This is a genomic window from Paenibacillus chibensis, assembly GCF_004001045.1.
Taxonomy (GTDB): Bacteria; Bacillota; Bacilli; order Paenibacillales; family Paenibacillaceae; genus Paenibacillus_AQ; species Paenibacillus_AQ chibensis.
Genome location: NZ_BIMK01000035.1, coordinates 15,601 through 29,249 on the forward strand (window position 1 = coordinate 15,601; position 13,649 = coordinate 29,249).

At 53.5% G+C, this 13,649-nt stretch carries 12 protein-coding genes; 9 read left to right on the plus strand and 3 right to left on the minus strand.

Annotation, left to right across the window (positions count from 1 at the left end; genetic code table 11):
* Positions 1-38 precede the first annotated feature (38 nt).
* Positions 39-1,499 carry a sulfatase family protein gene (locus PCH05_RS21935; protein WP_164766758.1) on the plus strand — a complete coding sequence of 487 codons (1,461 nt, stop codon included), beginning with the start codon at positions 39-41 and terminating at the stop codon, positions 1,497-1,499.
* An 86-nt stretch (positions 1,500-1,585) separates the two neighbouring features.
* Positions 1,586-4,609: a glycoside hydrolase family 2 TIM barrel-domain containing protein gene (locus PCH05_RS21940; RefSeq protein WP_127605901.1), complete on the plus strand. Its 3,024-nt coding sequence runs from the start codon at positions 1,586-1,588 to the stop codon at positions 4,607-4,609.
* A 179-nt stretch (positions 4,610-4,788) separates the two neighbouring features.
* Here the strand turns inward: PCH05_RS21940 and PCH05_RS21945 are convergent, their stop codons facing one another.
* The 3 genes from PCH05_RS21945 to greA all read right to left on the minus strand — a co-directional run bounded on the left by PCH05_RS21945 (position 4,789) and on the right by greA (position 6,661).
* Positions 4,789-5,202, minus strand: coding sequence for a VOC family protein (locus PCH05_RS21945; protein ID WP_127605902.1), 414 nt, complete (start codon positions 5,200-5,202; stop codon positions 4,789-4,791).
* A 121-nt stretch (positions 5,203-5,323) separates the two neighbouring features.
* Positions 5,324-6,028, minus strand: a complete 705-nt coding sequence (locus PCH05_RS21950) for an RNA polymerase sigma factor (RefSeq protein ID WP_307719567.1) — start codon at positions 6,026-6,028, stop codon at positions 5,324-5,326.
* A gap of 159 nt (positions 6,029-6,187) precedes the next feature.
* Entirely contained in the window at positions 6,188-6,661 is a 474-nt protein-coding gene (gene greA / locus PCH05_RS21955) for a transcription elongation factor GreA (RefSeq protein ID WP_127605904.1), read from the minus strand.
* Positions 6,662-6,814: 153 nt separating this feature from the next.
* Here greA and PCH05_RS21960 point away from each other — a divergent pair, with 153 nt between their 5' ends.
* The 7 genes from PCH05_RS21960 to PCH05_RS21990 all read left to right on the plus strand — a co-directional run bounded on the left by PCH05_RS21960 (position 6,815) and on the right by PCH05_RS21990 (position 13,435).
* A complete protein-coding gene (locus PCH05_RS21960) occupies positions 6,815-7,294 on the plus strand; it encodes a DinB family protein (RefSeq protein WP_371860573.1) in 480 nt (159 codons plus the stop codon).
* Between the two features lie 88 nt (positions 7,295-7,382).
* A complete protein-coding gene (locus tag PCH05_RS21965; protein WP_127605906.1) occupies positions 7,383-7,808 on the plus strand; it encodes a MarR family winged helix-turn-helix transcriptional regulator in 426 nt (141 codons plus the stop codon).
* Positions 7,809-8,008: 200 nt separating this feature from the next.
* Positions 8,009-9,661 (plus strand): MFS transporter, encoded by a 1,653-nt coding sequence (locus PCH05_RS21970; RefSeq protein WP_246049863.1) that lies wholly within the window; start codon positions 8,009-8,011, stop codon positions 9,659-9,661.
* Positions 9,662-9,677: 16 nt separating this feature from the next.
* Positions 9,678-10,313 (plus strand): HlyD family secretion protein, encoded by a 636-nt coding sequence (locus tag PCH05_RS21975; protein ID WP_127606003.1) that lies wholly within the window; start codon positions 9,678-9,680, stop codon positions 10,311-10,313.
* Positions 10,314-10,486: 173 nt separating this feature from the next.
* The gene (locus tag PCH05_RS21980; protein WP_127605907.1) at positions 10,487-11,062 is read left to right on the plus strand and encodes an SLOG family protein; all 576 of its coding nucleotides are present in this window, start codon (positions 10,487-10,489) and stop codon (positions 11,060-11,062) included.
* A gap of 41 nt (positions 11,063-11,103) precedes the next feature.
* Positions 11,104-12,090, plus strand: coding sequence for a Gfo/Idh/MocA family protein (locus PCH05_RS21985; protein ID WP_127605909.1), 987 nt, complete (start codon positions 11,104-11,106; stop codon positions 12,088-12,090).
* Positions 12,091-12,451: 361 nt separating this feature from the next.
* On the plus strand, positions 12,452-13,435 hold the full coding sequence (locus PCH05_RS21990; RefSeq protein WP_127605911.1) for a glycoside hydrolase family 43 protein: 984 nt from the start codon (positions 12,452-12,454) through the stop codon (positions 13,433-13,435).
* The last annotated feature ends 214 nt before the right edge of the window (positions 13,436-13,649 follow it).

Below are 13,649 nucleotides of genomic sequence, written 5' to 3' on the forward strand. Positions count from 1 at the left end.
TCATCCATTTTCGAATGCGGAAGGGAGCATCGCCTGTCATGTCCAAGAAAAAGCATATATGGCTGATCACCACCGACCAGATGCGAGGGGATGCCTTGGGCTGTGAAAATCCTGCGGTCATCACACCTCATTTGGATGCGCTTGCCGAAGAAGGGACGGTGTTCAAGCGGGCGTATTGTGCGAGCCCGGTGTGCACACCATCCCGCGCATCGATCTTTACCGGCCGATATCCCCATGTGCATGGCGCCTGGAATATCGGCGTGTCGCTGAACGAGGAAGAACTGACGCTGTGCGATCATCTGAAATCATTCGGATACCGGACGGCAGGGGTCGGCAAAATGCACTTCAGACAGCAGCTGAAAACGGGATTCGTTCATGAGGCGGAAGAGGTGTCCGTCCGTGACCGCGGAAGAGAGCGGGACGGCACGTACTTCGGCTTCGATGAGCATCATATTACCGAAGACAACATGATGGGGGAGTACTTGGACGACGTCGCAGAACGTGCTCCGGAGGCGGCCGCCAGACTAAAGAAAGACTTGTATCGCTCCGAAGACGCAGCCGGCGATGTATGGGAGAGCGAGCTCGCGCCCGAGCTTCACCAGACAAGATGGATCGCGGACCGGAGCATCCGCGTCATTGAGGAACATCGTTCGGATGAGCCGTTATTTCTGTGGAGCAGCTTCGTGGATCCTCATCATCCGTTCAATCCGCCGCAAGCGTATGCCAAGCTGTATGAGCATGCCGATATTCCCGGGCCAACGGGTGACGATTCGGATATCGAGGGACGGCCGGAGCATTTGCGGCTGCAGAAGCGGAAAGGCTACTGGCCGGGCGGCGGGGAGGCCCATTCCCGGGACTCGGATCATATGACGCGGCTCGTTCGCAATTATTATGCCATGATTACGTTTATCGACGAGGAGATTGGCCGGATCAGAAACGCCTGGAAGGAAAAAGGGATGGACGACGAGCTGCTGATCGTGTTCACAAGCGATCATGGTGAGCTGCTCGGCGATCACGGACTATTGTACAAAGGTCCATGGTTTTACGAGGGACTCACCCGCATTCCGATGATTCTCAGGGGGCCGGGCATCCGGAAAGGGGCTGTTACCGACGCGCTGATGGAGCATGTCGATATCGTGCCTACGCTGCTCGAGCTAATCGGCATTAAAACCATGCCGGCGGGCATTCAGGGAATGTCGCAGCGGTCGGTAGCATCCGGGGACGGGGTGCGGCGGGTACGCGAATCGGCGATGACGTCTTATGACGCGCATGATCGCGGCATTCATGCCAAATGTCTGCGTACGGACCGGTACAAGCTCGTCATTTTTGCGGATGAAGCTTACGGGGAGTTGTTCGATCTGGAGTCTGATCCGGGCGAGCGCGTCAACCGTTTTCTTGATCCCGTGTACCGTGAGATCAAACAGCAGCTGATGGAGATGTTCATTCAACGGCTGATGCGGGACCAGGACCCGCTGCCGGTGCGCCAAGCGTTCTGGTAAAGCGAAAAGCAAGGGGGAGCAGCCTTGAAGAAAGTCTTCCCGGCCCTGTATTCATTTGTTACCATATCGGTAAAGGAGCTGAAGACATGCTGAATTTGGAAAGATATTGGGAGAACCCGCACATCCTTGAAGTGAACCGCCAAGAGCCGCGCGCATATTATATTCCTTATGCGGATGCAGCGTCGGCGAAGGCAGGCAAAAGATCCAGATCTCCGTTTTACCGGACGCTAAACGGCGGCTGGAAGTTTAAATATTACGGCAGCGTACATCACGTCGAGGAATCCTTTTACGATTCGGATTTTGATGCGTCAGGCTGGGACGATTTGCTGGTGCCCTCCTGCTGGCAGACGGAAGGATACGACCAGCTTCATTATACTAACGTGAATTACCCGATTCCCTGCGATCCTCCTTATGTTCCCGATGAGAATCCGGCCGGATTGTATATCCGCGACTTCCGTCTGGAGGAGGCTTGGAACGGCAAGCAGACTTATACCGTGTTTGAAGGAGTCAATTCCTGCTTCTACCTGTGGGTAAACGGCCAGTTTGCAGGATATAGCCAGGGAAGCCGCATGCCGGCAGAGTTCGATATTACCCCGTTCCTGCAGCAAGGCATCAACCGGATGGCTGTCATGGTGCTGAAATGGTGCGATGGCACCTATCTCGAGGATCAGGATTTGTGGCGGTTCTCCGGCATATTCCGGGACGTCTATCTGCTGGGACGGGAGCAGGCGCATATCCGCGATGTATTTGCCAAGCCGGAGCTTTCGAAAGATTTCGCCGAAGGCGTGCTTCGCTGCGAGCTGAAAACGGCCGGATCGCTGACGGTAAGAGCCGAGCTTCAAGACGCGGAAGGACGTGTATGCGCTTCCAGGCAGGTAAGCGTGGATGGACACGCGGAGCTGCTGCTGCAAGTAAGGGAGCCGGTGCTGTGGAATGCGGAGAACCCGTACCTGTACGAGCTGTATGTGAGCGACGGCCGGGAGACGATCCATTTTCCCGTCGGCTTCCGCACCGTTTCCGTGGAGGATGGCATCTTCAAGCTTAACGGCCAGGCTATCAAGCTGAAGGGCGTCAATCGGCATGACTCGCATCCGGATCTCGGCCAGACGATCCCGCTGGAGCATATGATTCAAGACCTTCAACTGATGAAACGGCATAACGTGAATACGGTTCGCACCTCGCATTACCCGAATGATCCGCGTTTTCTTGAATTGTGCGACCGCTTCGGCTTCTATGTGGTGGACGAGTCCGACCTGGAATGCCACGGGCTCGCGGTTTCCGGGGATTTCCATCAGCTGACGCGGGATCCGTCCTGGGAAAAGGCGTTTGTGGATCGCGTGGAGCGGATGGTGGAACGCGACAAAAACCATGCTTCCGTCATCATGTGGTCGCTCGGCAACGAATCCGGCTATGGAGCGAATCATATCGCGATGGCGAAGTGGGCGCAGAAGCGGGATGATTCGCGGCTCGTGCATTACGAGGGCGCTGCAACGAGATATGGAGGCGACACCGATACCGAGGATCTGGATATCGAAAGCGAAATGTATCCTTCCTTGGCTTACGTGGAAGCGTACGGAACGGACGAGAGCCGCACCAAGCCGCTGTTCCTGTGCGAATACAGCCATGCCATGGGCAACGGGCCGGGGGACCTGAAGGAGTATTGGGATTTGTTCTACAAATATCCGAATTTGATGGGCGGCTGCGTCTGGGAATGGAATGATCACGGAATACGCACGCAAACGAGCAGTGGCGAAGAGTACTTCGGCTACGGCGGCGATTTCGGGGATCAGCCGAATGACGGCAACTTCTGCATAGACGGCCTGGTCTCGCCGGACCGCGTTCCCCATACCGGACTGCTCGAGCTGAAGCAGATCATCGCGCCGGTCCGGATTGAAGCGGTGGACGCGGGGAAGGGAGCGTTACGGGTAACGAACTTGTACGACTTTAGCGGACTCGGCCATCTCTCGTTTGCTTGGAAGCTTGAAACGGATGGGGAATTGGTCGAGCAAGGCGTACTCCATCATGTGGAAGCTGATCCGCAGCAATCGGCTGCCGTTACGGTGCCGTTCAAGCATCTGCCGACTGCGGGCCGCTGCTTCCTGACGGTGTCCGTGCGGTTGAAAGAAGAGAAGGCATGGGCCGAATCCGGCTACGAGATTGCCTTTGCCCAGTTTGACTTGGGCGGGAAACCGGCTGGCGCGGGTCAAGAGCAGGTCTGGCTGGATCAGCTCAGACAGCGCCCGCTGATTATCCGGGAGGAAGGAAGCCTCATCACGGTGGAAGGTCTTGACTTCCGTCATGTGTTCGATATGGTAAAGGGCACGTTTGTCCGCCTGTCGAAGCATGGCGTAGACATGATTCAGTCCCCGCTTGCGTTCAGCATTTGGCGGGCACCGACAGACAATGATCGCAATATCAAGCACCGATGGATGGAGGAAGGGTTCCACCGTGCCGGCATGAAGGTGTATGCCTGCTCGATCCGCAAGCAGAGCGGCCATGAGCTCGTGATGGCGGTCGATTTTTCCCTGGGCGGTTACATGAAGCATCCGGTACTGAAAGGGCAGGCGGTCTGGCAAATAGACGGTTCCGGCGAAGTGTCGCTGTCCGTGAAGGTCCAGGTGAGAGAGGGACTGCCGTTCCTGCCTCGCTTCGGGCTTCAGATCACGATGCCCAAGGGGAACGAGCTGGCGGAATACTTCGGCTTCGGTCCGGGTGAAAGCTATATCGACAAGCATCACGGCGCACGGATGGGCAAATATATGCAGCGCGTGGACGATATGTTCGAGCCGTATGTGATGCCGCAGGAGAACGGCTCCAGGTACGGAACGGAATGGGCATCCGTTACGAATGAGCTCGGCATGGGGCTGCAGTTTACGGGAGCGAATCCGTTCTCGTTCAGCGCTTCTCATTATTTGCCGGAGGACCTGGATCAGGCGGGACATTTGCATGAGCTTACGAAGCGGGAGGAAACGATCGTTCATCTGGATTACCGAATGAGCGGGATCGGCTCGAACTCCTGCGGACCGGAGCTGCTGGAGAAGTACCGTCTGGATGAGAAGGCATTCGAATTTGCGCTGCGGCTTCGTCCGGTGTTCAAGGAAGACGAATAGACGCAGAGAAAAGAAAAAACGGTTCCCGGTGGGAGCCGTTTTTTTCTTTGACCAGGACCAGTGACGGGAGATCCTGATTCGGACGGTAAACATGCGATCCCTGTTGCGTGTGCCATGGAGTGGCGAGTTAGAAGTAGAGGGGCGTCCTCGTCCCCTCTTTCTCTATGCGCTGCTCTTCTTTACATAGCGCTCGGCTGCTCTTCTTCCTTCGGCCAGCCGCCCCACACGCCGAGCAGGTTGCCGCTGGGATCCACCAGCTGGAAGCTGTAGCCTCCGCCTTGCTTGTAGAGCATTTCGCCCACCGGAATTCCCTTTTGGCTTAGCTCGCTGCTTAGTTCATGGATATTCTCCACCTGGAAGGTAAGCACGGGCTTACGTTCCCCCTTGGAACTGACGAATTCAAATTTGGGTACCTCCATCGCTTCGACGAGACCCAGTGCCATGCCGTTCAGGTTTAGCCAAGCGGCGTCGTCCCCTTCGTTAAACGGAAAGCAGAATCCGAGTCCGAATACCTCCGTGTACCATTTCGCCGATTTGGCTACATCCTTGACCGGTAATTCAATTACCTGAATATGAAGGGATTTGGCTGCCATCCTTTTGCCTCCTTGGATTTATCCATTTATTTGTGCGACCCGATATGGGGAAAAGCTTGCATCAACGTTATAAACGGTTGGATAGTTGGAAAAGAAACGGGGAGAACCCAAAATTTCGAATTTATTTTTTCGAAGTTACGCGAAGCAGATGTCCGTCCGGATCGGTGAATTCGAAATACATGAGTTCCCCGTTATGCCAGACGCGGGCTACATCCATGCCGCTGCTGCGGATATCAAGGTATGATTGGTAAATCCGGTGCACGCTGCCGCTGCGGAACGCTTCGATAAAAACATCAAGCATGCGGGAATCCATGGGTTCGTCATGCAGATGGGATGGATCTTCCATCATGCGGGCTGCAGGGTCTGCAGCCATTTTGGCGAGCCGCTGCCGGGTTCGCTTGAGCGCCTCCTTGACGGCCCCTTCCGTGGAGCCGAGCCGGATGGCCGTTTCTTTGGCGGTAAAACCGAATACGTCGATCATCAGCAGCAGTACAGTCTGCCGAATGGACAGCCGGGCAGCCATTACTTCAAAGGCTTCACGTAAATGAAAATCGCTTGACGCCGGCAGATTGTCCACCTGCGCCTCTTCCAATAGCTGCTCGGATGAGGATTTTCTTCGCAGCACATCAATCCATGTGTTCTTGGCGATACGCTTCAGGTAAGCCTGCTGGAGTATCATGCCATCCGAATAAGACCGGTAGGCCTTCTCCAATGTAGTCTGCAGCAGATCTTCACCGTCTGTTTTTTTGCCTGTGAGATGGATGCAGCAAGTCAGAAGCGAATGCATATGAGGCTGGATTGAATCCTGAAACGAGTGTGGGTGAATAAGAAACCACTGCCTTCCTGCTAGTTGTTTATTTACCTAATCATACCACAAGAGGAAGACCCAGACATCGGGGCGGGCGCAAAAAGAGCCTTGATTTCCGGATGACAGAAATCAAGGCTCCTTTTGTGAACAAGCTCTACGTGCAGTAAGTGATTCGGCCTAATTGGCGCGGATATCGAGCACTTCATACTTGATCACGCCCATTGGCGCGGTTACGCTGACGGTATCGCCGACGACTTTGCCGATCAGCTCTTTGCCGAGCGGGCTTTCGTATGAAATTTTATTGTTATACGCATCGGCTTCCGCCGGACTGACGATACGGTATTCCACGATTTCCTTGAATTCCAGATCATTAAGCTTGACGAAGGAACCGATACTTACCGTGGATGCATCGGAGCTATGAACCACGCGGGCTTTGGTCAGCATTTTCTCCAGCTGCAAAATCCGCGTCTCCATGAACGCCTGATCGTCTTTGGCAGAATGGTATTCGCTGTTTTCTTTCAAATCGCCGTAGCTGATCGCTACCTTGAGCCGCTCTGCGAGCTCTTTGCGCTTGACGGTTTTCAGTTCCTCGAGTTCTGCTTTGAGTTCATCCAGACCTTCGGGAGTCAACATCAGTTCTTCATTGGACATATTTACAACACCTCTTTCTTAAATTGTACACGAAATGGCCCACTAATGCGAAACAAACATCATAAATCGTTATAGCCGAAGTTTCACTGGAGATAAGGATCCATTTCCCCGTATACTTTTTTTATGATGATCAAGGAGGAATGCCGATTGAAAATGTTGTTCCATTATAACTGGGCCGTGCGTGAGGAATGGTTCGCGTGGTGCGAGGAAATCAGCGAAGCCGAACTCCTGAAACCCCGTACCGGAGGCGTTGGAGGAATTCTCCACACGCTGTTTCATGTCATAGACGTCGAGTGGATCTGGATCCGCGTCCTGCAGGGGAAAAGCGACTTTAACGACAGCTTTGACGATTATCGGAGCATCCGGCAGGTACGGGAATTGGAAGCGGCCTTCCGCCCTGAGGTGGAGAGCTTCGTCCTCAACTGGAACGAGGGCATGGAGAATAGGGAATTCCGAGACACCGGCCCAGGCGGCAACGAAACGCTGGACACGTGGGGCGAGGTCGTTCGGCACATGATCGCCCATGAAATTCACCATGTCGGCCAGCTGTCCGTGTGGTCAAGGGAAATCGGCCGAAAGCCCGTATCCGCGAACCTGATCGGCCGGGGTTTGGCTTCTGGGAAGCGCGGCTGACTCGGCTGCCTGCCCCCTTTGTGCTATACTGATTTTATGAATACAGCAGGTGGAACCTGGCAGCGTGCGAGGAGGAAGGACAAGGAATATGGATGCTCCGCTTCATTTGATTGAATACGAGATCGCTTTGCTCGTAAGACTTACGACGGCCCACAGCCCGAAGCTCGGAAGCTTGGACCGCTCCGAATATCTTTTGCTGAGCGAGCTGGAAAAATACAGTCCCTTGGCAATCAATGCCCTGGCAGACCATTTGCTCTTGAATCTTTCAACGGCGAGCCGTCAGGTGTCTGTGCTGGAGGGCAAAAAATATATCCGGCGTTACCCGGATACCAGCAACGGCAGAATCAGCCTGGTGGAAATCACGCCGGAGGGGCTGGATATACTTCACAAGGTCCAACAGGCACGCTATGACGCCTACGCCGAAGTGCTGGCCGGCTGGTCTGCCGAGGAACTGGAGCAGCTCATGTCCAATCTCACGCGGCTGAACCGGGATTTCAAAGCATGGCGCAAATAGCATACGATGCGGATGAAGCTGTCCTTGGCCGATGAAGCCGGCGGGCGGCTTTTTGCTTGTTCGTCCAAGAACAGAGAAAAAATGGCTATTGCCATCTCAAAAAAGTATGTTGTATAATACAATTTGCAATTTACAATATATTCGATTGTTCTATCGTTTATACGGTGTAGTCCAGATCTTAAGAGGAAAGGAGGAGTCTGATGAAAACTCAATCAGGCCGTATTGCCGCCATCTCCGACAGCGTAAAGATGCCGCTTCCCCCATATCTTGTCATCTCGATATTGACGATATTCGCGATCGGGCCGCAGTATTTTATCAACTTGTCGTATACCATGAATCAGGTCATCATTCAGAACGGCCTCAATCTCAGCTCGAGCGATTTGCTGCTCCCCTCCACCTTGTCCAATATTGCTTTTGCCCTTGGTGTTCCGCTGGGACCGGTGATATCCCGAAAGCTTGGGGTGAGAAAAACCTACCTGATGTTCGTGAGCGTGTTTCTGCTGGGAGCGCTGATCAACCTCATCTCGCAGGATACCGTATCCTTAACGATGGGGAGGATCATTCAAGGACTGAGCTCTGGCTTTTTGTTTCTGACCATCCTGCCAGTCAGCTTAAAGTCGTTTCCGAATAAAATCCGCAACTACTTTCTGCTGATGGTTATTACCGGATTGTTCGGGGCCAGCGCGGTCGGTGCCATTTTCGGATCGGTCTCCCTCAGCGTGGATGCCTGGCGGTGGCTGTTTATACTGAACATCGTTTCGGCTGTCTTGTGCCTGATCGTCGGCTTTCTTGGACTGCCGCATAGCAAGGAAGAAAAGCAGGAGTCGGAGCCGGTCAACAAGTTCGGCATTTTTTTGCTGACCGTGCTGATGCTGATGCTGACGGTACCGCTGTGTAATGTGATGCAGGAGGGATTTGATTCCCTGTATGTTTGGCCGTTTCTTGTCGCGGCATTCATCCTGATGATTCTCTTTATTGTGTTTGAGCTCAAGGCCAAGACGCCGCTCGTACCGTTCCGGACGTTGAAAGCGGCCAAGCCGATATCGGGTACGGTCATGGCGATCGCGTCGCATGTATGCTTGATCTTCGCCATGGCGGGCATCAACGGTTTTTTGCGAAATAATCTAGATTTGCCGTACCGGTATCTGGTGCATTTTTACATTTGGTTTTTCGTTGGGATTCTGGTTACGGCCGTGCTCAAAACGCTGCTGTACGACCGCCTTGGTGCGGGAGTACTCGGATTGGTCGGCTCGATTGCCGTCATTGGCGTCAGCCTGCAGTGGCGTAGGATGAACCCGGGAATATCCCTGAATCTGCTGTACTTCCAGATTGCCCTGCTGGGAGCGGGTGTCAGCATGACGCTGGTCGGCGGTGCGCTCGGAACCGCGCTTGCGGGGGACATCCACCAGGCTTCGATGCGATCGGTGACACTGCATTCGATCCGCAATTTCGTGGGTGCCGTCATTACGCCGCTGCTGGGCTGGTACCTGACCCGGCAAAATGCCGTCAACTACGAGGAAATTCGCGGCCGCCTTGGCCAGCACAGCGCAGAAGCCCAATCGGAGATTGCCGGACTTATCCGCAAACTGATGGGTGAAGGAGTTCCTGCCGCCCAGGCGCAAAGCACGGCTTCATACGAGTTGATCGTGAATGCCAAAAGAGCCGCCGTTCTCGGCGCATATCATCATCTGTTTACGATTATGGCCTGCGTGGGCGTGATCATGCTGCTGGCTTCAATCGGCAAAATCGTCACAGGCAAAGGCAGAGCGCTGGTCCAACAAGAGAAGAGGCTCATGATGCCGAAGACCGGTGAAACCGAGCTTCATCCGAGCCCTATCCATATTACCAAGTGAGGAGAATTCATATATGATTAACCGCAGCCGATTGATTGTTGCTAACTTGATCGGGATATTGGTGATCTGCTTTTTTATTGCGGCGGGCGCCTATTTTTATTATGAAAAAGCCAATTTCATCAAAACGGATGATGCCGTTGTCAAGGCGGATCTGATGCCTGTCGTCGCCCCGGCGCAAGGCGTGTTGACCAGCTGGAACATACAGGACGGAACGGACGTGAGCGATAAAAATATCGTGGGCGGGGTTTCGGACGGAACCAAGACCATTCCCGTCAGCGCACGGATGAACGGCAAGGTCATCCAAAACGGCGCGCGCGTGAACCAGGTGGTGCAGGCCGGGCAGGTGCTGGCAGAGGAAGCGGACATGGATCATTTGTACATCATCGCCAACATCAAGGAAAGCCGGCTGAAGGACATCAAGGTCGGCCAAAGCGTAGATATCAAGGTGGACGGAGATTCAGGCGCCAAATTTGAAGGCGTCGTTAAAGAAATCGGATATGCAACCAACTCCGTCTTTTCGGTGCTTCCGCAGCAAAGCTCAACGGGCAGCTACACGAAAGTGACGCAGAAAATCCAGGTGAAAATTTCGATCAACCAGGCTTCGTCGAGAGTTCTGCCGGGCATGAATGCCGAAGTGAAAATATCGCTGTAGCCTGCGGCAGATTTTTTCGTCCAGAGAAGAGCCTTCTGTTTCCTCCAAGGGAAGCACAAGGCTCTTTTGCGTGAAACTCGCAGAATATCAGTGGAAATCCCCGAAAGAATCGGGGTATGATAGAATGAAAGCGAATCATAGAACCGTCAAGAGCGGAAAGCAAGGGGTTTACGATGAAGAATGTGCTGGTCACGGGCTACCGCGCGCATGAGCTGAATATTTTTGGACAGAAGCACCCCGGCATTGCTTACATTCAAAAGGCGATTACCGCTAAGCTGGTCCAGCTTGCCGAGGAGGGCCTGGAATGGGTCATTTCACCGGGACAGTACGGCGTGGATTTATGGGCTTGCGAAGCGGCGATCGATTTGAAAAAGCGGTACCCGGATCTTAAAGTTGCGATCATTACGGCGTTTGCGAACCCGGAAGAGAATTGGAAAGAGGATAAAAAGGACTATTACAACCGAATTTTGCAGGGCATTGATTTTTATGAAACGGTGAGCCGGCAGCCTTACGCAGGTCCGTGGCAGTTCCAGGCCCGAGATGATCTGCTGTTCCGCAAAACGGACGGCATCATCCTCGTGTATGACGAGGAGACAGGTGCAGGCAGCAGTGCGCGCTTTTATAAGGAACGGGCCTTGAAGAAGCAGCAGGAGGAAGGCTACGCCTTTATCAGCATCAGCACGGAGGATATCCAAAGCTTGGCGGATGAGGATGCAGCTGCGCAAAGCGGCGAAGGCATGGAATTTTAGCTAAGCGATCATGAAATATAGAAGGAAAGGAATGTTGAGATTTGATCCGATTCGGAACGATTGGCACCAACTGGATTACGGAACGTTTTCTTCACGCGGCGGAGGAGAATGATGAATTCGAATTGACGGCCGTCTACTCCCGTACGGAAGAGAAAGGCAGGGAGTTCGCGGAGCAGTTCGGAGGGCCCAAGGTGTACACGGACCTGGATGCGATGGCATCGTCAGACGAGATTGATGCTGTCTATATTGCGAGCCCGAATTCTTTCCATGCGCAGCAGGCGATTCAATGCATGAACCATGGCAAGCATGTTCTATGCGAGAAGCCGCTTGCTACCAATAGTGACGAGGTACGCCGCATGATCGCTGCGGCCGAAGCGAACAACGTGGTCCTGATGGAAGCGATGAAATCGACCCTGATGCCGAATTTCAGAATCATGAAGGAGAATCTGTATAAAATCGGGCAGGTGCGGCGGTATTTTGCAAGCTATTGCCAATACTCCTCCCGGTATGACGCGTTCAAGCAGGGGACGGTGCTGAATGCCTTTAATCCGGAATACTCGAACGGGGGACTGATGGATCTGGGCATATACTGCATCTACCCGATGGTATCCTTGTTCGGGAAGCCGGAATCGGTTAAGGCGGTGGCCGTTATGCTGTCATCCGGCGTGGATGGGGAAGGCAGTCTCGTGATGAGCTACCCGGATATGGATGCGGTCATCATGTACTCGAAAATTTCCGACTCGTTCTTGCCAGCCGAAATCCAAGGCGAGAACGGAACGATGGTGATCGACCGGATCAATCAGCCGTACGACGTGAAAATCCAGTATCGGGACGGCAGTATTGAAAATCTGACCCAACAGCAGATTCATGAATCGATGTATTACGAGCTGGAAGAGTTTATCCGCATGATCGGACGAGGCAAGCGCAGCAGCAAAATCAACTCCCATGAAACGTCGCTTGCGGTGGCGGAAGTCATGGAGGACGCGAGAAGACAAATCGGGCTGAGGTATGCGGCGGATGCATGGTAATGTTCGGTCCGACCATTTTTGATCATTTGAAGGCTGCACAAGCGTGGGCTTAGCTGCAAAAGTGCATTTATTTCAGCTCATACCAGCTCATATGATGTAAACAAGTGCAATCGTGCACCTATTTATTAAGAGGAATGTCCCCTTGATTCCAGTGAATCCGATCGGGGCATTCTTTTTTGTTTTCCAGGAAGAGGAAATGAAGGATGCAATTCGCTCTCACGCGCTCTCCCTCCCATAAAAACCTAAAATATTGAGGAAAAGACCTATAAATCTTGTAGGTTTTTGACCTGGTTTGTTTGCTAAAATGGAGAGGAACATCTTTTGCAGCATACATCAACTGCAGAATGAAGGAGGAAACGAGATGATTCAGCCTGTGACGCAGCGCGAGCCTTTGGTGACCCACATCTACACCGCGGACCCTTCGGCTCACGTGTTTGAAGGCAAATTGTATATTTACCCTTCCCATGACCTGGACCATGAACACACGTCCAATGATAACGGGGACCAGTACGACATGGAGGATTACCATATCCTGTCCATGGACAATGTAAACTCTCCATGCCAGGACCACGGCGAGGCGCTGCATCTCCGCGATATCCCTTGGGCCAAGCAGCAGCTCTGGGCGCCGGATGCGGCGTACAAAAACAATACGTACTATCTTTTCTTCCCGGCGAGGGATCAAGAAAACATTTTCCGGATTGGCGTCGCCACCAGCTCCTCTCCGTCGGGGCCGTTCCATCCGCAGCCGGAATATATTCCGGGCAGCTTCAGCATCGACCCGGCTGTTCTGATGGATGATGACGGAAGCGCTTTTATGTACTTCGGCGGGCTATGGGGCGGCCAGTTGGAAAAATGGCAGACGGGCACCTATGATCCGAACACGGAAGGCCCGGCGGCAGACGAACCGGCGCTGGGACCAAGAGTAGCCGAGCTGAGCGACGACCTGCTGACCTTCAAGGAGGCACCCCGCGAAATCTCGATTCTCGACGAGAACGGGCAGCCGATCCTGGCAGGGGACGAGGAACGGAGATATTTTGAAGGACCGTGGGTACATAAGCATAACGGGCTTCATTATCTATCTTATTCTACCGGCACGACTCACAGCATCGTATACGCCGTGAGCGAGAACCCGCAGGGTCCTTTTACGTATAAAGGAAAAATTCTGGAGCCGGTCATCGGCTGGACGACCCATCACTCGATCGTGCAGTTCCAGGATAAGTGGTATTTGTTCTATCACGACAGCTCCTTGTCGGGCGGCGCGGACAACAAACGCTGCGTTAAATTCACTGAGCTGACCATCCATGAGGATGGTACGATCGAAACGATCGAGCCCTATGTGAAGTAAACCCTCTCGATCGAAGGGGCAAAGTCTGCGGGAAGGGATCCTTCCGAGGCGGAAATATGGCCACTTCATCCCGGAATCACCAAAGCCGCCGGACCTCTGACAAGGGGCCGGCGGCTTTTTAAACAAGGATAATTTCTAGACGCGATGCGCTCTTCCATACTCTAACGAAGAAGTGCTCTGCGCCTGGAGGAAAGGATGGTTCCGTTGCCCGATT